Annotated in this window: 17 protein-coding genes; 8 read left to right on the top strand and 9 right to left on the bottom strand. The window is 63.9% G+C overall.

All coding sequences use genetic code 11. The features are described 5' to 3' along the window. Positions 1 to 19 precede the first annotated feature (19 nt). Positions 20 to 2,401, bottom strand: a complete 2,382-nt coding sequence (locus Pan44_RS06905; RefSeq protein ID WP_145028584.1) for an FG-GAP repeat domain-containing protein — start codon at positions 2,399 to 2,401, stop codon at positions 20 to 22. 261 nt (positions 2,402 to 2,662) lie between these two features. Here Pan44_RS06905 and Pan44_RS06900 point away from each other — a divergent pair, with 261 nt between their 5' ends. Together Pan44_RS06900 and Pan44_RS06895 are read left to right on the top strand one after the other, a co-directional pair. Then, complete coding sequence (locus tag Pan44_RS06900) at positions 2,663 to 3,049, top strand: TraR/DksA family transcriptional regulator (RefSeq protein ID WP_145028582.1); 387 nt, start codon at positions 2,663 to 2,665, stop codon at positions 3,047 to 3,049. Between the two features lie 80 nt (positions 3,050 to 3,129). Further along, on the top strand, positions 3,130 to 4,164 hold the full coding sequence (locus Pan44_RS06895) for a TolB family protein (protein ID WP_145028581.1): 1,035 nt from the start codon (positions 3,130 to 3,132) through the stop codon (positions 4,162 to 4,164). A gap of 78 nt (positions 4,165 to 4,242) precedes the next feature. Here Pan44_RS06895 and Pan44_RS06890 read toward each other — a convergent pair whose 3' ends face one another. Next, positions 4,243 to 4,515 carry a hypothetical protein gene (locus Pan44_RS06890; RefSeq protein WP_145028579.1) on the bottom strand — a complete coding sequence of 91 codons (273 nt, stop codon included), beginning with the start codon at positions 4,513 to 4,515 and terminating at the stop codon, positions 4,243 to 4,245. Positions 4,516 to 4,527: 12 nt separating this feature from the next. After that, positions 4,528 to 5,454, bottom strand: coding sequence for a dihydrodipicolinate synthase family protein (locus Pan44_RS06885; RefSeq protein WP_145028577.1), 927 nt, complete (start codon positions 5,452 to 5,454; stop codon positions 4,528 to 4,530). A gap of 208 nt (positions 5,455 to 5,662) precedes the next feature. Between Pan44_RS06885 and Pan44_RS06880 the strand changes: the two genes are divergently transcribed. Further along, a complete protein-coding gene (locus Pan44_RS06880; protein WP_145028575.1) occupies positions 5,663 to 6,154 on the top strand; it encodes a hypothetical protein in 492 nt (163 codons plus the stop codon). 51 nt (positions 6,155 to 6,205) lie between these two features. Here Pan44_RS06880 and Pan44_RS06875 read toward each other — a convergent pair whose 3' ends face one another. After that, positions 6,206 to 7,480: a carboxypeptidase-like regulatory domain-containing protein gene (locus tag Pan44_RS06875; protein ID WP_145028573.1), complete on the bottom strand. Its 1,275-nt coding sequence runs from the start codon at positions 7,478 to 7,480 to the stop codon at positions 6,206 to 6,208. A 216-nt stretch (positions 7,481 to 7,696) separates the two neighbouring features. Here Pan44_RS06875 and Pan44_RS06870 point away from each other — a divergent pair, with 216 nt between their 5' ends. Then, positions 7,697 to 7,993 carry a hypothetical protein gene (locus tag Pan44_RS06870; RefSeq protein WP_145028572.1) on the top strand — a complete coding sequence of 99 codons (297 nt, stop codon included), beginning with the start codon at positions 7,697 to 7,699 and terminating at the stop codon, positions 7,991 to 7,993. Positions 7,994 to 8,186: 193 nt separating this feature from the next. On the opposite strand, the gene Pan44_RS06865 is transcribed toward Pan44_RS06870, so the two are convergent. Beyond that, positions 8,187 to 9,500, bottom strand: coding sequence for a sedoheptulokinase (locus Pan44_RS06865; RefSeq protein ID WP_145028570.1), 1,314 nt, complete (start codon positions 9,498 to 9,500; stop codon positions 8,187 to 8,189). Positions 9,501 to 10,182: 682 nt separating this feature from the next. Between Pan44_RS06865 and glgP the strand changes: the two genes are divergently transcribed. Together glgP and Pan44_RS06855 are read left to right on the top strand one after the other, a co-directional pair. Further along, complete coding sequence (gene glgP / locus Pan44_RS06860; protein ID WP_145028568.1) at positions 10,183 to 12,339, top strand: alpha-glucan family phosphorylase; 2,157 nt, start codon at positions 10,183 to 10,185, stop codon at positions 12,337 to 12,339. A gap of 16 nt (positions 12,340 to 12,355) precedes the next feature. Then, a complete protein-coding gene (locus tag Pan44_RS06855; RefSeq protein ID WP_145028566.1) occupies positions 12,356 to 13,558 on the top strand; it encodes a HEAT repeat domain-containing protein in 1,203 nt (400 codons plus the stop codon). 9 nt (positions 13,559 to 13,567) lie between these two features. On the opposite strand, the gene Pan44_RS06850 is transcribed toward Pan44_RS06855, so the two are convergent. From Pan44_RS06850 to Pan44_RS06835, 4 genes are all read right to left on the bottom strand, one after another. Then, positions 13,568 to 14,590: a response regulator transcription factor gene (locus tag Pan44_RS06850; protein ID WP_145028564.1), complete on the bottom strand. Its 1,023-nt coding sequence runs from the start codon at positions 14,588 to 14,590 to the stop codon at positions 13,568 to 13,570. Further along, complete coding sequence (locus tag Pan44_RS06845) at positions 14,587 to 15,705, bottom strand: sensor histidine kinase (RefSeq protein ID WP_145028562.1); 1,119 nt, start codon at positions 15,703 to 15,705, stop codon at positions 14,587 to 14,589. The genes Pan44_RS06850 and Pan44_RS06845 overlap by 4 nt, the downstream gene beginning before the upstream one ends. A 61-nt stretch (positions 15,706 to 15,766) precedes the next feature. Then, positions 15,767 to 16,222: a response regulator gene (locus Pan44_RS06840; RefSeq protein WP_145028560.1), complete on the bottom strand. Its 456-nt coding sequence runs from the start codon at positions 16,220 to 16,222 to the stop codon at positions 15,767 to 15,769. Positions 16,223 to 16,574: 352 nt separating this feature from the next. Then, a complete protein-coding gene (locus Pan44_RS06835; protein ID WP_145028558.1) occupies positions 16,575 to 21,815 on the bottom strand; it encodes a PVC-type heme-binding CxxCH protein in 5,241 nt (1,746 codons plus the stop codon). Positions 21,816 to 22,144: 329 nt separating this feature from the next. Between Pan44_RS06835 and proB the strand changes: the two genes are divergently transcribed. Both proB and ilvN read left to right on the top strand, forming a co-directional pair. Next, positions 22,145 to 23,275 (top strand): glutamate 5-kinase, encoded by a 1,131-nt coding sequence (proB, locus tag Pan44_RS06830; protein ID WP_145028556.1) that lies wholly within the window; start codon positions 22,145 to 22,147, stop codon positions 23,273 to 23,275. A 245-nt stretch (positions 23,276 to 23,520) separates the two neighbouring features. Further along, complete coding sequence (ilvN, locus tag Pan44_RS06825) at positions 23,521 to 24,027, top strand: acetolactate synthase small subunit (protein WP_145028554.1); 507 nt, start codon at positions 23,521 to 23,523, stop codon at positions 24,025 to 24,027. The last annotated feature ends 320 nt before the right edge of the window (positions 24,028 to 24,347 follow it).

Genomic DNA, 24,347 nt, shown 5'->3' with positions numbered 1-24,347 from the left:
TTCGCAAAGAATCAGTGCGTCACTTACCCGCGGACGCCTTCGTCGCCGCGGGCGCCTCTCCACCGTCCTGCGGATAGACCAGCAAGCGGTCGTGCGACAGCAGCAGCAGGTCGGCCAGCTTGTCCCCCGTTACGTCGGCGATGGCCCCTTCCCGCGGCTGGAAGCCCGAGTCGCTGCTTCGCTGGAAGCTCTTCGATTCGAAGACCTTGAACTGGATGGCATGCACCAGCTGCGCTTTCTCGCGCTGGTACGCGAGGATCTCAATCAGGTGCGTCCGCGCGTCGAAGACCGCCACGTCCGGGATTCCGTCGTGATTGAGGTCGCCGGCCACGAGGTCCATCAGGAACACGTCCTTCAGCTTCGATTCGAACGACGCGAGTTCCGTCAGCTTGTATTCCGACTGCCCCGCATAGACGACCGCGAAACGCCCGGGGCCCGCCAGCACCAGGTCGGCCCGGCCATCGCCGTTCAGGTCGGCCACTTTCAGTCCCCGATACTGGAACGGGGCCAGCTCCAGCTCCCGCCACGCCGAATATCCGGCCATCGACTTCCGGAAGATGCGGATCTTGTTCGCCCCCGTGTCGATCAGCACGATTTCGTTGCCGGGCTGGCCGTCCATGTCGAGCGTGGCTACCCCCTCCACGCGGGAGTTCGATTCCCCCGCGTTGTACTGGTCGAGAACCTGCCATTTGTTCTGGGCGTCGAGAGTCATGCTGCGTGCGAAGTTCCCCTGGGCCACGAGGAACGCCGGCTTGTCGAGCTGGCCATTGAACACCGCACCCGCCCGCACTTCGCCCAGCTGGATCCCCCCCGACTCGGCTTCCGGAAGAAGTTCGCCGTCCTTCTGCAGCAGCAGCTTCGGGGCTTTGCCGCCGTCGTAGGTCAGCAGCAGATCCCATTTGCCGTCCAGATTTGCGTCGACCTTCACCATGCGGTGCGGGTCACCCTTCAGCTCGACTTCCACCGGCTTGGGGCTGGGCGGGTTCCCCCATTTGCCGTCGGCCCCGCGCATGAAGACCGACACGTTGTACTTTGAGGCCCCGCGACCACGGCCGGCGGAGTCTTTCGTGACGACGACCAGTTCATCCTTGCCGTCGCCGTTCAGGTCGACCATCTCGAACGCCTTCAACTCGCCTGTCGTCTCGACGTTCTTCGGGAACCCCAGCCGGCCGTCTTCAAACTTGCTGATCCCGATCGAGTTTTCCTTCGAGCTGAACACGACGACTTCTGCCGCCTTGTCGCCGTCGATGTCGGAAAGCCGCAGCTGCGAGGCGCCGAGAAAACTTGGGTACGACGTCCCCAGGTCGAGTTCCTTCTCCTTCTGCAGGAAGACCACCACCTGCGCCTTGTCCGGGTCGCTGACGACCACATCCGGCCGTCCATCTCCGTCCACGTCGGCGATCTCCAGGTCGCGATCGCCCGACTCCGCGCCGCCATAGCCATACTGCACGATGCGGCCGAGTTTCTCGTCACCGCCGGCACCCTTCGCCGTGCTCCCCTTCTGTTCAATGCTGAACATCCGCACGCGGTTCGTCCGGGAGTCGATCGCCAGGATCTCCGCGCCCGGTTTGCCGTCCATGTCCTGCAGCACGATGCCGCGGGGCTCCTCCAGGCGGAACCGCAGTTCCGGCCCCAGCTTGCCTTCGCCGTTCTGGAGGCGGATGCAGAATGGCTGCTTCTGATCGTCCGTGGCCTGTGTGAACAGGTCGTCGCGGCCGTCTCCGTTCAGGTCGGCGATCATCGCCAGCCCCAGCGACGGCGACGTGTTCCGCAGGACGACCGGGTCCGCCAGCGTGCCGTCTTCCTTCTGGAGGATGACGTACGTCGCCGATTTCCCGAGCGCGACGAGATCGGTCCGCTTGTCGCCGTTCAGGTCTCCGGAGTTGATGGCGAACGCCTTCGGCTGGATCTCCGGAAGCCGCAGTTCCTTCGAATCCTTCCACACTCCCGATTCCGGCTGGTAGCGGATCGTCAGCCGGTCCGGCTCGCCGAAGTGCGCGAGGTCGATTCGCCCGTCGCCGTTGAAATCGCCCATGCAGAGCGCCTGGATGTCCCGATCGACCGGGAGGTGCCGTGTCTCGAACCGCAGCGAGTCCTCGATCTGGTTGACCTGGTCGCTGGAGTGCGTCGTCGGATCGATCTTCTTCGACCGCTGGAGCAGGAGAGTGATCCGGTTCTTGCTGTTATCGACCGCCACCACGTCGATCAGGCCGTCGTTATTGAAGTCGCCGGCCTGCAGCGAGTGGGCCCGGTCCGACAGCTTGACGATCTCCAGCGGCTGGAAGCCGTAGTAGTGGTCGAGCGGGACTTCCGTTGTCTCGGCCGCGCCGCACAAAGGCGCCGACAGGAGACTGAGGACGAGCGCGCAGAGTCCGGGCCGGCGGAGGGCAAATCGAATCATGAGGGCGAGACGTTCGGTAGGTCGCGGGAAATCAGCAGTGGTTCATGATGGGCAAGCGGCGCTCGACAGGCAAGCACCTCACCTCTCCGGCCGCGCGCTCACGCCACCTCATCCGCAGCCGGGAACTTCATGAAATCCCGATGAACCCCGGTGTCGACCAGCCCCCGCGTGGCTTGAAATCCCTGTCCGGCCCTCCTAATACTGAAGGCTCCGAAGCGCGTCATCCCCTCTTCACCAGTAGGAAAGTGACAGTCGCAGCCCATGATGAATAAGAAGGATCTGGCACAGTTTCGGTCGCTTCTGACCGAAGTTCAAAGCCGCCTGAGGGGGGATGTCCAGCACCTCACCAACGAGGCACTGGACCCCGGGAGCGAATCGAAGAGTCCGACCCACATGGCCGAGCTCGGGACGGAAACGTTCGAGCAGGACTTTGTCCTCGGAGTCATGGAACGCGACCAGGAAGTCCTCGGAGAAATTTCCCAGGCGATCAAGCGGGTCGACACCGGAGTCTATGGGCAATGCGAGGGCTGCGTCGCCGAAGGCAAGGCCCCTTCACGCTGCGGCATCCCCAAGCTCCGCCTCAAGGAGATTCCCTGGGCCCGCAACTGTGTCGAATGCGCCCGGAAGGTCGAACGGGCTTACGCCTGAGTTCGACGCGGCGGGGCAGTTCGTTCAGACACTCACAGGGAGCGGCAAGGCTCCCTGTTTTCATGCGCAGGAGCGGATTCATGGCTTCGCGATTCACCGCCACTCTCGGGCTTCTCCTGGTCACCGCCGCTGCCTTCGCCCAGGACCCGTCCGCCGACGAAGCGAAGTTGCTCGGCGGCATCCGTCAGGTCACCCGCAGCTTCCCCCGCGCGGGCGAAGGCTATTTCTCTCCCGACGGAACACAGATCGTCTACCAGGCCTATCCGCTCGGCTATCCCTTCTACCAGATCTACACCCAGCCCCTCGAGAAGTTCGAGCCCCGCCGTGTCAGCCCCGGCCGCGGCCGGACGACCTGCGCGTACTTCTCGCCGGATGGAAAACAGATCCTCTTCGCCTCGGCCCATTCCGATCCCCAGCCGGAAGTCACTGAGAAGTTCGCCCGCGATGAGGCCGCCAGGGGAGGCCGCCCCCGCTACCAGTGGGACTTCGATCCCAACATGGAGCTGTATGTTGTCGGAGCCGACGGCCTCGGCATGACCCGGCTCACCGACTCCCCCGGCTACGACGCCGAAGGAAGCTACTCGCACGACGGAAAGCAGATCGTCTTCACGTCGACCCGCGACGGCGATGCCGACATCTACGTGATGAACGCCGACGGCTCGAACGTCCGGCAGATCACCAACGTCGACGGCTACGACGGCGGTCCCTTCTTCTCCCCTGACGACAAGTGGATCCTCTACCGCACCGACCGGAAGGCCAAGGACATGCTCCAGGTGCATGTCATCTCCACGGCCGGCGAACACGACACGCCCCTCACCGACAACACCAATCAGGTCAACTGGGCCCCCTACTTCCATCCCAACGGCAATACGATCATCTGGACCGGCGCCGACTACTCACGCGGCCCCATGGGCGCCAACTTCGACCTCTGGACGATGGAGATCGACTGGAAAGACGGCCTGCCGAAGCCAGGCGTGCCGCGGCGCGTGACGACCCACCCCAGGGCCGACGTCCTCCCCGTTTTCAGCCCCGATGGAACGAAGCTCATGTGGACCTCCGGCCGCACGGACGACGGTTCCAGTCAGCTCTACATCGCCGACTGGCTGGAGAAGTAATCACCCGCACGCGTTCGTGCCGCGGCACCTCAAGCCCCGGCCCCGGAAATCACTGCCGGTCACGCTTCACGACGCCTCTTATCCCGGGCCGACCGTCCGGAACACCGTGACCACCCACCACTCGACGTACGGTTCCAGCAAACTGAACGCCGGGCGATATGCCAGCAGCGGGTAGTACATCCACATCACCGCGTAGAACTGGTCAATTCCGGTTCTCTCACGCAGCCAGAAGGCCAGCCCCAGCATCGGCCCGCTGCTGAGAGCGTAGACCACGAGGAACATCGCCGTCGTGATCAGGTGACGGAGAAACCGCCTCCATCCGCTCTCGATGCGCTGTTCGCCTTCCGCCATCACGCGGCCTCATCAAGCCCGTGCTGAAAGCTTCTGGAAGAATCCCCACTCCTCCAGTTCCTTCCGCAGCGACGCCACCTGTTCCGCCTTGAGCGCCCCGTTCGGCAACCGCGGCGCCCCGACATCCACACCCAGCATCCCCATCGTCGCCTTCGCGGCCGCCATGTAGCCGAGCTTCGCCAGAATCCGGATCAGTTCCACGGAGGCGAACTGTTCCTTGCGGGCCGTCTCGAAGTCGCCCTTCTTGAACGCGTCGATCACCCGCAGATAGATCGGCGCCGCGAAGTTGTACGAGCTCCCGACCGCGCTCGTCGCTCCCAGCGCCAGCGATGCCAGCAACATCTCATCGAAGCCAAACGGAATGTCGAACCGCCCGCCGGCCGCCTCGCGACACAGCTGGTACTCGACGAGGTTGTTGCTCGTGAACTTGATCCCCGCCAGGTTCGGAATCTTCTCGCCGGCCGCTGCGAGAAAGTCCGACGGCGACAGCGACAGCCCCGTCATCGAAGGGATCTCGTAGTAGTAGAAGGGGAGCGACGGGCACGCCGAGGCGATGGCCGCCATCGAATCGACCAGCGTCGACATGCTTCCCGGCTTGAAATACGAGGGCGCCAGAGCGCTCACGCCCGCCGCTTTCAGCGACTCCGCCTGCGCCGCGAGGGCCCGGGCATCCGCCAGGCAGTTCGCCCCCACGTGAACGATCACGTTCAGCGTCGATCCCTTCGTCGCAGCCATCCAACGTTCGCCCAGCGCCAGCCGCTCGTTCACCGTCAGCGAGGAGCTTTCCCCGGTCGTCCCGCCGATGAACGCCGTCGCCACTCCGCTGGCCGCGAGATGCTCTGCCTGCTTTTCGACGACTCCCAGGTTCAGCGATCCGTCAGGGCCGAACGGCGTATGGGTCGCAGCAACGAGTCCGGACAGCTTTGCGAAAGCAGGCATGAGCGATGAAACGGGGCGATGGAAGGAAAACGAAGTGTCGGCCGAAAGCAGCCGAGATGCATGTTCTGTCGACTCCGGGCTCCAAGTGCAATTCCGACCTCTCCGCAGGCGCATCCGCCTCCTGTGCGCAAATGCCCTGATCCGGCCGTGGCATCACCCGCTACAATGAGCCGTGAGTGCTGTTGTCTCGAGAAGGGCGGACCGACTGATGAGTTTTCGCACCGATCTTTCACTCGCCCTCGCGAGCCTCAAGGGTGTCTCCTCCCCGTCGTCGATCACTCTCCATAACGCCGCCGGGCTCACGCTCCGCATCGAGTTCACCGTCGTCGATTCGCTGAGCTGCGCGTTTCGCGAAATGACGCTCGAAGTCCCCGGCCTCCAGTCCGCGGCCTTCGCCACCATCGAGGCCTGGGCTCGCAACCTCAGCCAGCGAATCACCTATCTGCTCGAACAGATCGGCCCGCTCGAAATCGACCCGAACGCCGGCGAAGTCCTGATCCGCTCCACTCCGCCCGACCAGCTCCCCGACGGCACGCAGTACTACGAAATCATGCTCTCCCAGCAGGCCGGGGCCTTCGTGCTCAAACGCTACCGGTCGATCAAGGGAACGCCCGGCCGAACGCAGGTCGACCTCCAGGTCACCCACGAGGTGCTCTACAAGCTCGTCGACGACCTCGAAGCCTCCGCCCCCACGCCCTGACAGCGATCCCGACCGCCGGATTGTGAATCCCCGTCAGTTCGCGAAGTTCGCTCATTTCGCCTCGGGCAAATTGACCGTGATCCTCACGCCCACCCGCTCCCCCTCTTTCACGTCCAGCGTTCCCGACGGCGTGATAGAAACCGCCCGGATTCCGAGCCCCGGGTAGACCTGGTTCAGGCCCGGAGCCGCCCGAATCCGGAATGTTCCGTCAGCCTGGACAGCTGCAGATCCGACGGCCCCGATCGTTTGAGGAAACGCCGGGCCACGCAGGGTGATCGACAGCACTCGCCCCGTGCTATCCACGGTGGCCGGCAATCCCGTCGCGGCATTCTCCACCACCCCTTCGATCAACGCCCCTTCAATCAGGGAAAGATCCGCCGCGGCCTGCGTCGCTCCTTCCTGCACGTCGATGCCCACCAGCGGTACGCACGTCCGTTCCTCCGCGTCACAACGGATGGCGTACGCATCCGGCAAAAGCTGGAACCGGTATTCTCCGTCACGGTTGGTCGTCGCGAACGCGTCAGCTCGTGTCGTCAGACCCTTCGCGATGACGGTCACCCCCTCGGCCGGCCTACCGGTGGCAGCGTCCATCACGCGCCCCTCCAGTCTTCCTCCGGGACGAAGCGTGACGTCCAGAACCTGCGGCGTTTCGGTGACGGTCGCAACCGTGATCGGGTAATCGGGATGGTAGACGCGAAGAAAACGCGCGAGGACGGGGCCGCCGGGCCTCGCCGGCGCCGAGGGGCCAATCGGTTCGAGATCCTCGATCGAATAGCGCCCGTCCGCATCACTCTCTGCCGCCATGATCGCCGCACACGGGTGAGCGCCGATCGGAATGGCTGCAATGATCGCCCCGGCGATCGGCTTCCCTGCGCTATCCGTCACCCGACCTGAGACCTGGCCAGGCCGATCGCGCAGCTTCATCTCCAGCAGCTTCGGCCGCGCTGAACCCGATTCCACCACTCGGACCGCCGATGTCCGCCCGGGCGAACGGGCAACGACGTAGTAAGAGTGCTCCGGTCGCGCGTGAATGGAACGGACCGGGAGATCAGGAATGCGAAACCGTCCCGTCGCGTCGCTCGTCGTGTTGCAGACAGGCTCGCCCGGTTCCGCAAACCTGATACGCAGGAAGACCTCAACCTCCACACCCCCAAGTCGCACGCCCTCGCCGTCCGTGCATTCGCCTTCGATCGACCACGTCCCCTCCGCGGCCGGCACGTCGGCTGCGGACACCTCGACGCTCACGGCGGGCAGAATGAACCCGCCGCAGAAAGCGGCCACGAGACACATCACCCGCTTCCACCGACCGCTTTCCCGCTCTCTCACGGCTCTCTCCCTGATACGAAGAGGGTCCTTGCCTGCCCATCGCCCAGCCCGTTCTATGTCGAAGTCTACTCACCGCTCGCGATCACTGCGACGGCGACCACGCGCCTCTCAGCAGGAAACGACGCTCTCCGCTTCCCGCAGACATCCAGAAAAACTTCCCACGTTGATGGGTTCGAACGGCGTAGGGAGAGGCACTCCTCGCCTGGAGGCTTCGGGATGCAACGCACCGTGCTGGTTGGGGCTGCGGCTGGCTTTCTGCTGGCCCTGATCGTTCTCGTAACGACCGTCACGACGACTTACCGTCGCCCCACCTGCCCGCACTGCGGCCGGCCGCTGAATGTTCGGAGCACATCCATCTCGACACATTTCTGGTGCAATCCCTGCACCTACTTCCGGGCGGGGCCTCCAACGCCCGCCATCTCCTGGGCCGACGCCGCCGAGTATTACCTTTCGCCGGATGACTGGTCATGCGATGCCCTCGGTTCCCCCGCCCCACTGGATCGCGGGTTGTAGTCGTGATCGCCGCATTTCCGACCACTGAGCGGCGACAATGTCGAGGAGGCTGGATCTGGACCCGTCGGGTCCATTGGCAGAACCCTCTCCAACTGCCGCCATCCGACTGATGCCTGCGGGCGTCCGCGTCAGATCGCGCCCGGGATCGTGGAGCGACGGCTCGCTGGGCAGGAAGCAGCCGACAGAAAACTCCTCACCGTTCGTCCCCCCGGGCCAGCCGCAAGAGTCCCAGGAACACCTCTTCCGCTTCCTGGCCGCCGCGAACCGGCGTCTCCAGTCGCGACGCGATCATCTCGCGCAGCACTGGCAGCTTGTTGGTCAGCCCCCCCGACAGCACCGCCCGCCTCCACGGCTTCCCCGCGCTGACCCGGTCCGCGCACACCCGGTAGTTCTCCGCCATGTTCCGGAACGCTGCCCGGAAGACGCTCCCGACACTCAGGTTCTCCGTCGTAATCTGCCGGATGTGTCCGTGGTCCCCCATCGCCCCGCTGAAGAATGCCAGGTCGACATCGAGTTCCTCGACCGGCGGCCTGGCGGAATCGTTTGCAATCGTCTCCCAGACGCGTCGCAACGCGATGCCTTCGGCCCGCGCCAGCTCCGTCAGCAGGTCGACGAGCACGTTCAGCGACCGCCCCGCCGGCAGTTGCGTCAACGTGTTGAGGAGCCTGCCCCCGAAGTACGGACGGATCTGGTAGTCCCCCGGCTGGAATGACGTCGCGATGCGACTCACCTGCGATCCGGTGGAGCAGTTGACCGACAATTCTTCCTCTTCGAGGCCCACGCCAACGAGCGCCGCCTGCTGGTCGCCGACGGCCGGATGGCAATCGAGTTGGCTCGAACCGGCGCGAAACACCCCAACGACGTCATTGATCGTTCCGACGAACGGGCGTGCGATTCTTCCGACTCCGGCCGCTTCGAACAGCGGAGCATGCCACTGGCGGGTGGCGAGGTCGAGCAGGCCGAGCGCCTGCGTCGGTTCGGTGACCGGCTCGGTCTCGCACAACCGCGCGACGACGGCATCCACCAGTGTCACCGGAAACAGGTCGTTAGCCGGCGCGTGACCGGTCTCGACCAGCCATGACAGCAGGGTGATGGTCGACCCCGCCCGGAACTCCCGGCCGATGGCCATCAGGTCTGCTTCGGAAAGTCTCTTTCGCAGCCGGTCGAGAGACGTCTCGCCGGAGGAGTGACGGTCGAGGACTCGCTGGTCGCGCCACGAGTAGTAGGGAGACCGGGCTTTCCCGGAACGGTCGACGAGAACCAGTCCTCCCATCTGCCCGCAGGTCAGCAGGCGGTTGCAGTCCGGCGCGGCCGCGAGCAGTTCCGTCAGCAGCTCGCGCGACAGCCGGGCGACTTCTTCCGCATCGATCTCGAACCAGCCCGGCCGGGGACAAGTCGGAGCCGGGAACGGCCGGGAGACGATCCGTTCGACGCCCCCCGAGTCGAGATCGAGGACGGCGGCTTTGATGGAGGTGGAGCCGAGGTCGAGACCGAGGCAGCGGGACATGGGCGCGCGATCCTTGATGCGGGGAACTGCCGGACTATCTCAGACGCCGGCGCCCTCCCGGTCAATCAACTTCGGCCGCCGTCACCGTCCTCAGGCGACATTCGGGAGGCCGCCTCGTTCTGACGGTCTGTTCACAGGCAAGAACTCGGGTCAGTCAAAGCGACGCGGAGTTTTGTCCGGTCCTCCCCGTTGGTCAGTCCGCCTCCAGAACCTGACCCCCGACAGGGGCGTAACAACATCGCCATTGGGCGCCAGCCCAATGACATGTCCCTGCCGAAGGCTCCGATCCCCTTGGTCGACGCCCCTCAGGAGCCACCGCGAATCCGCGCAACCGCTCCCGTGTTGAGGGAGGACTCATGCACACGATCACCAACAGCCCGTCAACGAATTCAACACGGCCGGCCAATGCTCTGGAACGACCAATCCCGCGAGGCTGCCCACGTCTTTCGCGAAATCGGAAGGAGGAAGAGGGCAACAATTGCCAACCGCCCCCCGACCCCGTTTTTCTTGATCACCTTCCCCCCGGGGCGAGGAGGGCGACCCTCTTCGTCGACTCGAGTCGTCCATCGGCGTCCAGCAGGCCCGTTCCTGCGGTGCAACGCCGTTGCGTGTGACAGGCCGGACGATTCCGATAAACTCGGCACGACGCTCGGATTGCATCGATTTCGAAAGCAGGATCGCGATGGACCACTTGATTCGCCAGAAGACAATTCACGAAAAACTGAGCGAATTGGCCAGCAATTTGTGGTGGAGCTGGCAGCCGGATGTGACGGATATTTTCCGCACCATCAGTCCGGCGAAATGGTCCGAGTTCGGCCACAATCCGATCCCTCTCCTGCGGGAATACACGCCCGAAAAACTCGAGGTCCGGGCCAGGGAGGAAGTCCTCCACTCCCGCATCCACGGAGCCTACCGGCGGTGGCTGGAGTACATGGCCGACGACGACACCTGGGGCGACACCCACGCCGGGGTCCTCGGGCATCGCCCCGTCGCCTACTTCTCCGCCGAGTTCGGCCTCCACGAATCCCTGCGCATCTACTCCGGCGGCCTCGGCCTGCTCGCCGGCGATCACCTGAAGAGTGCGTCCGACCTTGGCGCCCCGATCGTCGCTGTCGGGCTGTTCTACTACGAAGGCTATTTCCAGCAGACCGTCGATGAGACCGGCTGGCAGCGGGAGCACTATCTCGTCGCCAACCCGTCCGACCTGCCACTCCGCGAAATGAAAGACAAGGACGGCAAGCCGATCCTCATTTCGGTCGACACCCGCTCCAGCCGCATCATGGCTCGCATCTGGAAATGCGAAGTCGGCCGCGTTCCCCTTTACCTGCTCGATACGAACATCCCGGAAAACACGCCCGAAGACCGGCAGCTCACCGCCCGTCTGTATGGCGGCAACAGCCGGACCCGCATCCGCCAGGAACTGCTCCTCGGCATCGGCGGGCTTCGCGCCCTGACCGCGCTCGGCGTCCGCCCCCACGCGATTCACATGAACGAAGGCCACTCCGCCTTCGCCACCCTGGAGCAGATCCGCCTGCGGATGAAGGACGACGGCCTGAGCTTCGATGACGCTCTCCGCGAAGTCGCCGCCAGCTCCGTCTTCACGACACATACCCCCGTCGCCGCCGGTCACGACCGCTTCGACGGCGGCCTGATCGATGAGCACCTGCAGCCGCTGTTCTCGGAACTCGGCCTCAGCCATGAATCGTTCATGGGACTCGGCCGAGTCGATCCCCACCGCAGCGAAGAGCCGTTCTGCATGACCGTGCTCGCGTTCAAGACGAGCCGGCATGCGAACGCCGTCTCGAACCTGCACGGCGTCGTAACCCGCCGCATGTGGCGACCGCTGTGGCCATGGAGGAGCGAAGAAGAAATTCCGATCGGACACATCACCAACGGCGTCCACGTTCCTACCTGGCTCGCGCCCCAGATGCGCACCCTGTACGACAAGGTGCTCCCCCTCAACTGGCATCTCCGCAGCGGTCAGCCCGACGTCTGGGCCGGTTTCGAGCAGGTCACGCCCGGCGAACTGTGGGAGACTCACGAAGCGCTGAAGGGGCGGTTGATCGGCTATGCCCGACATCACCTCACACGCTACGCCCAGCGGAACAGGGAATCGGAAGCGGCGATCGCCAAGCTGCAGAACGTCCTGAATCCGCAGGCGCTGCTGGTCGGCTTCGCGCGCCGGTTCGCCCCGTATAAACGCACCGACCTGGTCCTGCGGAACATCGATGTCCTGGCCGAGATGTTTGACGACAAAGAGCGTCCCGTGCAGTTCATCTTCTCCGGGAAGGCCCACCCGGCCGACGACCTCGGCAAGCAGATCATGCAGAAGGTGCATCGCCTGGCGCAGGACGAACGCTTCCAGAAGAACATCGTCTTCCTCGAAGACTACGACATCAACGTCGCCCGGCACCTCGTGCAGGGCGTCGACGTCTGGCTCAACAATCCGCGACGCCCCCTGGAAGCCTCGGGCACCAGCGGCCAGAAAGTCGTTCTCAATGGCGGCCTGAACCTGTCCATCCTCGATGGCTGGTGGGCCGAAGCATTCGACGGCCAGAACGGATTCGCCATCGGCACGGGAATCACCCATGCCAATCAGGACATCCAGGACCAGCGCGACAACGAGTCGCTCCTGGAAGTGCTGCGGAACGAAGTCGTGCCGCTCTACTACCAGCGCGACGCCGACGGCCTGCCGCAGGGCTGGATCCGCCGGATGAAACGCGCCGTCAAGACGCTCGGCTGGCGATTCAACGCCGACCGCATGGTGATGGACTACGTGACCCATTCCTACGTGCCGGCCGCGGGCGGGACCTCCTGCCAGATGCCGCAGATGGCGTAGCGCTGGAGACACGGCGATGAAGACGCACCCACTGACAGCCCGGCTGCTCACCGCAACCGGGCTGTTTCTGCTCTCCGGGACGCTTTCCGTCGCTCGGCCTCAGAGACTCTATGACGGCCGGACCCTCGACCAATGGCGTGAGGCGATCCAGGAACTCGACTATCGATCGCCATCGCGGGCCGACGCCGTTCCCGGATTGCGCGCGATCGTCAACGACGCCGCCGCTCCGTGGTTCACGCGCCGCCAGGCCGCACTGACTCTCGGCCGCATCGGCGCGCCCGCGAGCGCCTCCGTATCCGACCTGATCCGCCTGCTCGACGAGCCGCCGGAACCTGTGGAAACCTCCCCGCCTCTCTGGTCGTTCAAAGCGCTGGCCCTCTTCGGCCCCCTGGCCGCTGACGCTGCCCCGAACGCCATCCGCGTGCTGAGCGATCCTGAATCTCCGATCATCCTGCGGCTGACCGCAACCGAAACCCTCGCGCGGATCGGTCTCGCGTCGAATGCCGGAATCCAGACGCTGATCCGCGGCGCCGCTGGAGAGTGGGAAACTGTTTCAGACTCGGACCAGGTCGAACTGCGGATCGCGTGCCTGGAAGGGCTGCAACTTTCCGCGCCGCCGTCCGCCGTTCCGATGCTGATCGCCACCTGTTCCGATTCAGCAGAGCGAATCCGGCATGCAGCCGCGGCCACGCTTGGCGCTCTCGGTGCGCGGGCTGAACCTGCGGCGGATGTGCTCGGGGCGCTCGTCGTTTTCGACGAAACGCCCGTCGTGCGCGAAACGGCGGCCCGGTCGGTCGCGAATCTCGGAACTCAAGGGATGCAGGTGCTCGCGCGGTTGCTGGAGAACGCCGACGACGAGGTCGTTCTCTACGCCCTCGATGCCGCTGGACGGACCAGCGACCGGAGTCGGGAACTCGGTCCTGCGCTCAGGCGGTTATTCGCCTCGGAAAACTCTGTCGTCTCGATCCGGGCGATGGCGGCGTGGTGGCTCGTGACACGCGATGCCCGGCCGATCCTCGAGAAACTCGTCCAGGCGCTGAACAGCGAGGACCGGGAAGTCCGGAAAGTCGCCTCGGACACGCTGATGCTGATGGGCGGTGCGGCTCTCGCCGCCAGGGACGACCTCGAACAGATCGCCCGCGATGGGACGCCGGCCGCACAGTCGGCAGCGAGGCGTGTCCTGCGGGTCGTCCCTGCCGACGACGAAGGGAGCGGCTGAGGCTTCCGGTCAGAGGTCTTCTTTGACCGTCATGGCGAGTTGCATGAGCTCGGCCATGTTTTTGGCTCCGAGCTTCTTCATCAGGCGGGACCGATGGGCTTCGACGGTCTTGATGCTGAGATCGAGCCGGGCGGCGATCTGCTTGTTGGAGGCCCCTCCGGCCACCATTCGCAGGACTTCCCGTTCGCGTTCGGACAGCGTCGTCATCCGCGACGAAATCAGGTGGCGGTCGGTCACGTCATGAAGAATCGCCACCACGTTCTCTTCGGAATATGGGGCGACGCGGGCCTCGACGAACCGTCGTTCACCGCGGTGCATCATCTCGAAGACGACGTCGCGGATCTCCTGCGTGGCGAGCACTTCATCGATGCTCGCCCGCAGCGCGGGAAGGGAGTCGGCTCCCACCACATCCGGCAGATGCCTGCCGACATACTCCGCCGCGGCGTCCGCGCCGAAGAGTCGCTTGCCGCCGCGACAATCCATGAATCGGCCCGTGCGCGAGACGATGAAGATCAGGTCGGGAATGGCGGCCAGAACGGCTGTGAGCCGGCCCTCCTCTTCCCGCAGACGTTCCTCGGCCGTTCTTCGCGCTTCGATGTGCTCCCAGACGCGAATGGCCCGCTGGGCGACTTCCGGAAGACCCACGAGGCTGTCAGCCGACTTTACGACGTAGTCGAGCGCCCCGCGTTTCAACGCTTCGACAGCCGTCGCCTCATCTCCCTGGGCTGTCATGATCACGACGCCGTACGAACGGGCATCCATCGACGGAATCAGATCGATGCCGCGGCCATCCGGGAGGATGACGTCGGCGATGACGAGGTCGGGTTTGCTGGCGGCGATGGCGTCCCGGGCACTCGCGACGGTGCTGGCGGTCAGCAGCTGGAAGGGAGACGGTTCGCGAGATTCGAAGGCCCTCTGGGCGATTCGCACGTGGGCGGGCTCGTCCTCGACAAGAAGCACCCGGACCGGGCGATCCCGTTCGGCCGGTCCAGCGACGGAGAGGGGCTGGGGCAATTCGATGGCGTCAATCATGGTTGTGGTGCGAGCGAGTTGAGAACCAGGCAAAGTGAAGCCCCAAGCCCGTCAATTCCGTCTTCCACCCAGACTCTTCCGCCGTGGGAACTGATAATGCTGCGAACAATCGGAAGCCCGATACCGACACCCGCTGCGTCAGGGCGGAGCTGGACGAAGAGGTCGAACACGCGAGTCCGATCGTGCCGGGGAATCCCAAATCCATTATCACGAACATAATAGACGACGCCGTCAGGCTGCCGGCGGCAGCCGATTTCAACACGGGGCGATTCGGCTCCCGCGCTGTACTTCACGGCATTGTCGATCAGGTTCTGGAAGACTTCCGTAATCTGGGTCCTGCGCGCCCGGACCGGCGGCAACGAATCGATACGTTCAATCGTCCCCTGCCAGGCAGGATTGCCGGTCCGGATCTCACGCACCACCTGGTCGACAAGTGAATCGACGTCGATGTCGTCCATCACCCGGGAATGCGTGGCCGCGACGAGGTCCAGTCTGCCGATTCGCGCCAACTCCAGCAACTCGACAACGAGTCGTTTCATCTTCTGGACGGCTTCGCCGACCTCCTTCAGGTCGTCCGTCAGACTGCCGCCGCGCCCGGCCCGCAGATCCTGCTCCATGAGCAACAGGTTGCTTTCCATGGTGACCAGCGGGACTTTGAGGTCGTGGGCGACGGTATAGGCGAATCGCCGCCATTCTTCGGCCTGGTCGTCGCGGCTTGCGAGCTGTGCGGCGTGGCTGGCCCCGGCGTGATTCTGCGCCGGCGCGGAGAAACGTTTCGGGATCATGACCACGAACCGCAGGCCATCCGCGCACGGGGCTCCCAGGTGGAGGTCGATGAGGCACCAGATTCTCTCGGTCCCGACACGGCAGGAGAGAGTCGTTGAGCGGGGCTCCCCGAAGGCGGCCCGCAGATCGGGCTCTATCGAAGCGCGATCGAACGGGTGGACGTGATCGAGGAACGGGATCGGTTCACCCCCGGAGTTCGGCAGGTGCAGCAATTCGACGGCGGCCGCGTTCGGAGAGGAGAGCAACAGCTCCGGGTCGATCGCCCCGGCGGCGACGGAGAGACTGGACAGGCACCGTGGATCCGATTCGTAGTCCCTGGTCTTTGCCATCGATGTCCGGCCCGCAGGAGCAAATGACGCCGACGCGACTCAAGAGTCGATTCCGTGCGGACTACCCCCGATTCGGGAGTTCGACGGTCTGCATCCAGAAATTCCGGATGTTGCCGACGAGCGAGAAGAACCGCTCGAGGTCGACTGGCTTGATGACGTAGGCGTTTGCGTGTTCGCGATAAGCTTCGAGGATATCCGATCTTTCGCCGCCAGTCGTCAGCACGACAATTGGTATCGGACAAAGCTCCTGATCACCCTTCACCTTGCGAAGCACTTCCCGGCCATCCATGCGGGGCATATTGAGATCGAGCAGGATCAGGTCGGGGCGTGGAGCTTCCTTGAACGGATCGACGCGCCCCAGGAAGTTCAAGCACTCGATTCCGTCCCAGACATGATGCAGCCGCATGTCGACGCGCTGCCGCTGGAATGCTTTGCGGGTCAGTTCGGCATCGGAAGGGCTATCCTCGACGAGCAGGACATCGAATGGACGCGTGGGAGTCGCCGTGTGGCCCGGCATAAATTCTCCTCGTGATGCGCTTTTCAGTGATTCGCTTAGGCTGGGATCTGCTGCCGCGATTTCACTTCACCTGGCCTGCCGGTCAGTGGCGGAACGGCCGAGGCGATAACCACTTAGAACGCGTGAAATGCCGCCGCAGGTCGCAGTCCTTCTGTCAAGCAAGAACGATTTCCGCATCCAGAAACATCCGGCGTCAGAACATCCGTCGCCGCTTCGATCCTACCCGATCTCCATCCTAATCGACTTTCTTCCGAGGCAATCGAATTTCGAAAAAACACAATTCGCACGGAGCACGTCTGCAGGATGCGATCGATCGCCCGGTCCAGCGGCGCTGCGTTTTGCCCGGGCGGGGCTAATTCCCCGCGGCGGCGACCGTTCCCTCTTTCAGAGTCGTCATGAACTCCACGATGTCGACGAGTTCCTTTTCCGAGAGCACTTTCTGCAGGTCGGCCGGCATGAGCGATGCGTCCGACTTCTTCCGTTCGTCAATGTCCGATTTCCGGATCGTGCGGACGATCGACTTGGCGTCTTTCATGACGATCTCGTCGGCCGTCTCCGAAGAGATCAGGCCGGTGAAAACGTTTCCATCAACGGTGGCGACGACCCACGACTCGTAATTGTGGCTGATGCCAGCCGAAGGAAACAGGATCGATTCGAACAGGGCCTGCTTCGTGAGTTTCTTCCCGATTTCGGAAAGGTTGGGGCCGACTTCCTTCCCGAGGCCATTGACCTGGTGGCACTGAATGCACGTTCCGGTGGTGTGGAACACGATCCGTCCGTTCGTAACGTCACCTTTCCGGGCGGCGAGTTCGGTGATCGGCGGCAGAGGCTTGTTGTCTTTGCCGGGCGGAAGCGGGAAGAGCTTGCCGGCGAGGGCTCGCGCGTCGGGATCGGACGAGCCGTGGAGTGCCGCGGAGACGGCCTCTTTCAACGCGGGATCGTACTTGTTCTCTTCGGCCAGGGTGGACAACTGCTTCGTGCCGGCGCGGCTTGCTGCGAGCGCGGCGATGGCCTCACGGCGGATCGAGTCGCCCCGGGCTTTGTCCCGGATGATCGGCAGCAGGAGTCCAGTGGTTTTGTTGTCCTTTGCAGCGGCGAGGGCTTTGAGAGTCGCGCTCACGCGGGGCGCGTCGCCGTCGGAAAGCGCCTGCTTCAGCAGCTTGCCATTTTCCTTTTCGATGAGCAGCTTGATCGCTTCGACCGAGGCCTGCGTTTCGGGAGCGGCCTGAACCATTGCCAGAACATCCGGCAGACGATCGGCCAGATTGAAACGGTCGACCAGGCGGACGAACTGTACGCTGCCGGCATTCCGGGCGAGGATCTTGTCGAGCGAGGCTTTCATCTCCGGCTTCGAGGCCAGGTCGACCCCTTTGACGCGGCTGATCGCTTCGGAGGCGATCAGGGTCTGCCGGGCTTCGTCCCCTTTCTGTGGTTCCAAGGCAAGCGACTGAATGGCCTTGTCCGCCTCGGGCCCCTTCTGGAAATCGAGGGCGCGGAACAGCCGGGGCAACTGGTCGGTCGTCGTCTCGGGGTCGCCAATGGCGTCGGCCAGCATTCGCGCCGACTGCGAAGCACGGGAACGCCAGATGATGTCCTGGGCGGCGGAGCCCTTCACTTTTCCGCCGTTCAGCGCCATCCATTCCGACAGGCATTCATCCCAGTGCCCTTCAGCGCAGATGCCCAGGGCCTCGAGATACCAGCGGTCCTTTCCGTCATACTGCATGGCGAGCTGAGCCCAGTGCTTCGCGAGTCCCTCTGGCTGGATGTCGCGCAGGCCGAGCAGGAATTCGCGGCGGACTTCCGGCGCGGGATCGTCCATGTGGAGGTCGGCGACGAGCTCACTCAGGTCGATCTCGTTCCGGATTTCACGCAGCAGCCGGATCGCCGTGCATCGCAGGTCGGCATTCGGGCTGCGGAGGCCGGCGCGGATCGCCGCGACCTTCTTTTCGGGCGGGACGTTCAGTTTTCCGAAGAGCCACAAGGCGCGGGCGCGATGGATCGGCGCCGCGGTTTCGAACATCTTCTGAACTGCAGGGGCCGCTTTGGCGCCGAGAGTCTGGAGCGCCTGCCAGCCGATGTATCGCCACGAAGGGTTGGGGCTCTGCAGGGCGGCCACGGCTCCGTTGGGATTGGTGGTTTCGAACGACGAGACGGAGTAGGGCGTGCCCGGAGGCGCAACCCGGAACAGTCGGCCGTGTTCGACGTCCTGCATGCGGTGCCCGCCCACGCCCGGGTCGTACCAGTCGGCGATGATCAGCGAGCCGTCGGGGGCGACGCAGACATCGGAGGGACGGAACCAGCGGTTTTTTGCGCCATCCAGGATGCTGATCATTTCGCCCGTATAGCCGGCTCCCGATTTGGTGATGGGGTAAGCGCGGACGATGTTCGGCCCGGCGTCGCAATGAATCAGCGCGCCGCGGAACTTCGGAGGCAGCAGGGTTCCTTCGTAGACACAGATGCCGGTCGGCGAGCCGTTGCCAGTCTGGAGGACATTCGGAACAACCCCCGGGTCGTTGAGATGCCAGTGCCGCTGCGGCAGGTCGGCCTCGAGATTCGTTCTCGGCGTCTGCCATGAGGCGCCGGTCATCTCGTCCTTGAAGCCGTAGTTGCCGTACTCCATGACGTAGTTGATCCGCACGCCGCGGTTGCCGTCGTCATCGTTGTCCGACTGCCAGATCGCGCCGTAGGAATCGACGGCCAGTTCCCAGTTGTTGCGGAAGTTCCACCCCAGTGTTTCAAACTCGGAACCATCGAGGTTGCAGCGGAACGCCATCCCTTCGCGATAGGGATTGCCGTCCGCTTTCACCTCGTGTCCCTGCTTGTCGATGATCGGCTTGCCATTCTTGTCTTTGATCGTCTTCGCTTCGTTGCCGAAGTTGAAATAGAGCTTGCCGTCCGGGCCAAACACGAAGGCGTGGATGCCGTGATCGTGCTGGACGCCGCCGATGCCGGTGAACAGGACTTCCTTGCGATCCGACTTCAGGTCGCCGTCGTCATCAATGAGATAGAAGACGCTGTCGCCCGCGGAGATCAGGGCTTTTGTTCCAGGGCCGGCCAGCGTGGGAAGCAGGAGAATGCCGTGGGCCGAGTCGACGTCGCGTCCCTGGTAGAACGTCGTGGACTTGTCGGCCTGGCCATCGAGATTCGTGTCTTCGAGGACGAGAATCCGATCGCCTTCCTTGCGTTCGGGCAGGTCGCCGTTGCGGAAGCGGCGATAGTTGACGACTTCGCAGATCCAGACGCGTCCCTTGTGGTCGACCTCGATGTTGGTCGGGTTCATGAGGAGGGGCTCGGCGGCGAAGAGCGTGGCCTGAAGCTCGGGATTCACGTCGAGCTGCGCGACGGCGTCGGTTGCTTCGTGACTCGCCGTTCCGCCACCCGCCTTTGCAAACGCGGCCGGGGGGGCCTGCGTGAAGACGTGAAACTGGGCGCTGCTGCTGGGCCCCTGGTCCGTCCCGCCATTGTCGAGGCCAACCTTCGACCTGAACCGCGTGGATCCGGCCGGCAATTCAAACCTGATCACCGAATTGGCATGCGTGCCGATGCCATTGGAGACCGGCTGGCCGGCCACTTTCATAGGCTGTCCATTGGCATTCAGATTCTTGTTGACCTTTCCCCAGTCCGATGTGGCGACCTTCCAGTCGAGTTCGGTGAGTTTCTTTTCCCCGGCCGGGCCGATAAGCCGCGGCTCGATCCAGTTGGCCCAGTCACAGCCGAAGCCGTCGCCGCCATCGGTGACGACGAGATAGAGGTCCCTGGCGCCGGTGATGTCCGCGTCGATCTCCGCGGCATGACCCGGCGTGTTGACAGTGATCATCGGCGAGGACGCGGCTGGTCTGCTCGACAAGGATGCCGCGGCGAGAACGGCCGCCACCTTCGCTTGCGACTCCTTGCGATTCGCGTTGACTGCATTCTGGACTTCATCAAGCTGCAGCTTCGACTCGCGCTGTGTCCTGGCGATTTCTGCCGCCACCTTTGCTTCAAATCGCTTTGCGTTGGCTTCTGCGGCTTGAAGAGCTGCACTTGTCTTGTCGGCCGCTGCCCGCTTCCGCGGTTGCTTCGGATCAAGATTCTGCTCGAGTTCCTCATCTGATGGCGTCGACGTCTTCACCCCCTCAGCCGGCACGTCGAGCCCCGCGGTCCACACGATCGCGTTCATCACGACCTTGCGGAACTCGTCGTTCTGCCAGTTCTTGTGGAAGTGGGCCCCGGTGAAACCGAAGCCGCGGCCTTTGCCGTTCGGCCGTTCGTAGGCCCAGGCGACGTGCTGCGGTTCCTTGCGCTCGAGGACCGCGGCGCGGACAAATGGGTTTCCCTGATGGGGACCATCCGGCCGCGTGAGAGATTCCGGCGGCGGCAGGTCGGTCAGGATCGGCGTGACCCCTTCCATGTCGGGCCGGAACCGCATGTGGTAGTACCATTCATCAAGGACTTCGAACGGCTTCACGCCGCGGGCGATCGGGTGGTCTGGGAACTTCGTGAACTTTCCCATCCAGTGTGGATTCACGGACCAGTGCGGCTCAAAATAGCCGCCGATCCACTCGAGGAACTTGTCGCCGCTGGGGCCCTTCGGCACTTCGACGCCATAGTGGATGCAGCAGAGCCCCATCCCGCGCTGCACCAGCTGGTCGAACTGGTCGAGATGCTGGTTGGCATAGTGATTTGTGCCACCGTCGCAGTAGAAGATGACGGTATCCGCGTTGTCGAACGCGGTTGGATCGGTCGGCCAGCCATAGTGATAGACGGTCGTCGTGATGGGCAGACCGTCTTTCGCGGCCTCGTCCAGCTTCTTCGACAGCAGCAGGCAGCCTGCGTAGTGCTCGTGCTCACGGGGCGCGTGGCTCGGCTTTCCGGCGACGAACACCGCTTTCTTCCGGCCGTCGCTCAGCTTGTGCCGCTTCAGACGGATATTGCGGAACTCGATCCGCTGTGGTGGGCCGGAATGCAGCTGCAGCGCCAGCAGGCCGGAGAGTTCACGCTCGGCCTTCTGCTGGTCTTCGATTTCAACCGTCTTCTTCCCATTGATGGAAAGCGTGATCCTGGGGCCCTGGGCGTTGATCTCGTATTCGTTCCAGTCCCCTTTTTTGACCGCCTTGAGGAGTTCGGCCGCGTCCCCCAAGTCTTTCGCGGCAATTTTGCCGTCGGGGCTGATGGTCGCCGACTGCCCGCGTCTGGCGAGCACGCCGCGGCCGAGTTCGTCGTAGCAGGCGCCGACCCACTGACCAGCGAGGTCAATGTCGGCCTGGTAGCCGAAGACGTGCCCATCCGGCTTCACGCCGCTGCGGAACTGGATGCCGCTATTGGCCTTCGCTTCGTCGCTGGCGGTGAGTTTGAACTCGAGCCTGAGAGTGAAATCGTCGACTTCGCCGTCTTTCCAGGTCAGGAATTCGTTGACGGTGCAGGGATTCGCGGGCGTTGATTCGGCGACGATGGCGCCGTTCTCAACCCGCCAGAACTTGTCGTTGCCTTTCCAGCCATCGAGGGACTTGCCGTCGAAGATGGGCCGGAAGCCAGGCGGATCCTCGGCCCTCACGGACGAGGAAAATGCAAAGGCGATCAACAGACCGCAGGCCGCCAGAGCTGAGCGCCGCATGAACCGTCTCCCCCGGTGTCATCACAGGCCGCAACGGAGACGAACGTCCGTGCGGAGAACGAATCAACGAGCATGGATTGAACCATGCCGGCAGTCACGTGGCAATCTACGCCGGCTCCGTCGATCCGTGCCGCCGCTCAGAGAGTCGTGCGGCCCTCCCACCCCCTCCGCGGACGCCGACGGCCTCCAGGCCGCCCATTCGAAACGCCCGGTCGAGACGGCCCCTGCACGCGATCGCGAGCACGAGCCCCCTCGCCGCATCTTGTGTCCTCTTCGCGATTGTCCGATGATCCGGCCGAAATTCGGCCCGTTTTCCTCCGCACGTTTCCATGAGCGTTTCCCACCGCCAACAGGTTTTTGCCGCGTCGCAGGCGGTCGTCGTCAAGATCGGCACGAATGCGCTGTCCAGGCCGGACGACACTCTCGATGTCGACCGCATTCACCGGTTGGCCGAGCAGTTGTGGGCCATTCGCGCGACGGGGCGGCGCGTGGTGGTCGTCTCCAGCGGGGCCGTAGGGGCCGGCATTGGGCTGCTGAAACTCAAGGGACGGCCGCGCGATCTGCCGCACGTGCAGGCGGCCGCCGCGGCCGGGCAGGCGCGCCTGATCCGTGCCTACGACGAGGCGCTCCAGGTCCACGGGGTTCACGCCGCGCAGATCCTCCTGACGGCCAATGATTTCAAGCACCGCACGCGCTACCTCAACGTTCGCAACACGCTCCACACCCTCTTCGAGTATCCCGTCATTCCGATCGTCAACGAGAATGACACGGTCTCGATCAGCGAAATCAAGTTCGGCGACAACGACCGTCTCGCGGCAATGGTTGCAAGCCTGATCGAAAAGCCGCTGCTGATCATTCTTTCGGTCGTCGACGGCCTGCTCGACGGCGACCCTTCAGATCCGGCGGCGCGGCCGCTGCGACTCGTCGAGAACCTGAAAGCCGTCGAATCGCTGGCGGGCTCATCCAAAAGCAGCCGCGGGACGGGGGGGATGAAGTCGAAACTGGAATCGGTGCGGATGGCGACCCATACCGGGACGAACGTCATCATCGCGGATGGGCGGATGGACGGCGTGCTCGATCGCGTGACCGCCGGCGAGGAACTGGGGACGCTGTTTCTGTCGCGGAAGGAATCGGTTCCGGCCTGGAAACGCTGGATCGGCTACACCGTCACGCCGCGCGGCGCGCTGCGACTCGACGAGGGGGCCGTCCGAGCTGTGGTGGAAAAGGGGCGTTCGCTGCTGGCCATCGGTGTGACGGGCGTCGACGGGGACTTCTCCAAAGGGGAACTCGTGTCGCTGTTCGATCCCTCAGGACATGAGTTCGCCCGGGGGCTGAGCAATTTCGACGCACGGACTGCCGCCTCGATCGCCGGGAAACGGACTGAGCAGGTGATCGAGGCCCTGGGAGCCGGGGCGTACCAGGAAGTCATTCACCGCGACAACCTGACCGTCATGGGCTGATTTCACGGCCAGTGGACGGTCTGGTAAGGGCGTTCAAGGTCGGCCTGGCTGCACAAAAACGGGCCTGTCGGGAGAAGTGCGGTCTGTACCGGTCGTTCGCGAACCTTCCGGCGGTCGCGACTGTCGTTGACAGGATCCGTCTGCCGCCGCTTTTCAGCCTGCGGCGGTCCCCGTAAACTTCGACCTTTCGCGCCCGGCCTCAGCCGGCAGGGCGGCGATCAGTTCCGACTCCAAGGTTCACCTCCATGCGTCATGTGCTTTCGGCCCTCGTCATGAATCAGCCCGGCGTGCTCGCCCACGTTTCGGGCATGCTCGCGTCCCGGGCCTTCAACATCGACAGCCTGGCCGTCGGCGAAACCGAGAATCCCAAGTACTCGCGGATGACCTTTGTGATCACCGGGGACGGCAAGGTCCTCGACCAGGTCCGAAAGCAGCTCGAGAAGATCGTCACGATCGTGACGGTCAGCGATTTCTCAGGTCAGGAGTTCGTCGAGCGCGACCTGATGCTCATCAAGGTCAAGACGCCCCCGGGCAAACGCAGTGAAGTGGTCGAACTTGTCGAGATCTTCCGCGGCCGCATCGTCGACGTCAGCACGGAACAGCTGATGATCGAGATCTCCGGCCAGGAGCGCAAGGTCGAGGCGTTTATCGATGCCGTCCGGCCGTATGGAATCATCGAACTCGTGCGGACCGGCCGCATCGCCCTGATGCGCGATGTGTGCGTGACGGCCGAGGCTCCTCCGGGAACCTAATCGACCAGTGGCAGAAAGTTTGGCCGACAAACTGTCGATCTGAACCCGGGACCGGCGGAATCCGCCGGTCTTTGTGTTTCCCCAGCTTGCCTGCTCAACGGGCTCGGAGTGATTCCGTTGCCCAGGTTGCCAATCGTGACAGAGAGGCGGGAAGCGGCACGTGGCTTGCCTTGAATGTGATGTCACGAACAACCGTTCGTGGACACATTCACGGAGGAGAAAGTCGTGCTCTATCTCACCATTCTCGTTGCGCTGCTCGTCGTCGTTGACTCGATTCACGCGATCGGAACGCCGACGGGCTGACGGCTTTCCGCAGGCGA

The sequence above is a fragment of the Caulifigura coniformis genome (genome assembly GCF_007745175.1).
Lineage (GTDB): Bacteria > Planctomycetota > Planctomycetia > Planctomycetales > Planctomycetaceae > Caulifigura > Caulifigura coniformis.
This window is presented reverse-complemented; position numbering and strand designations above follow the sequence as displayed.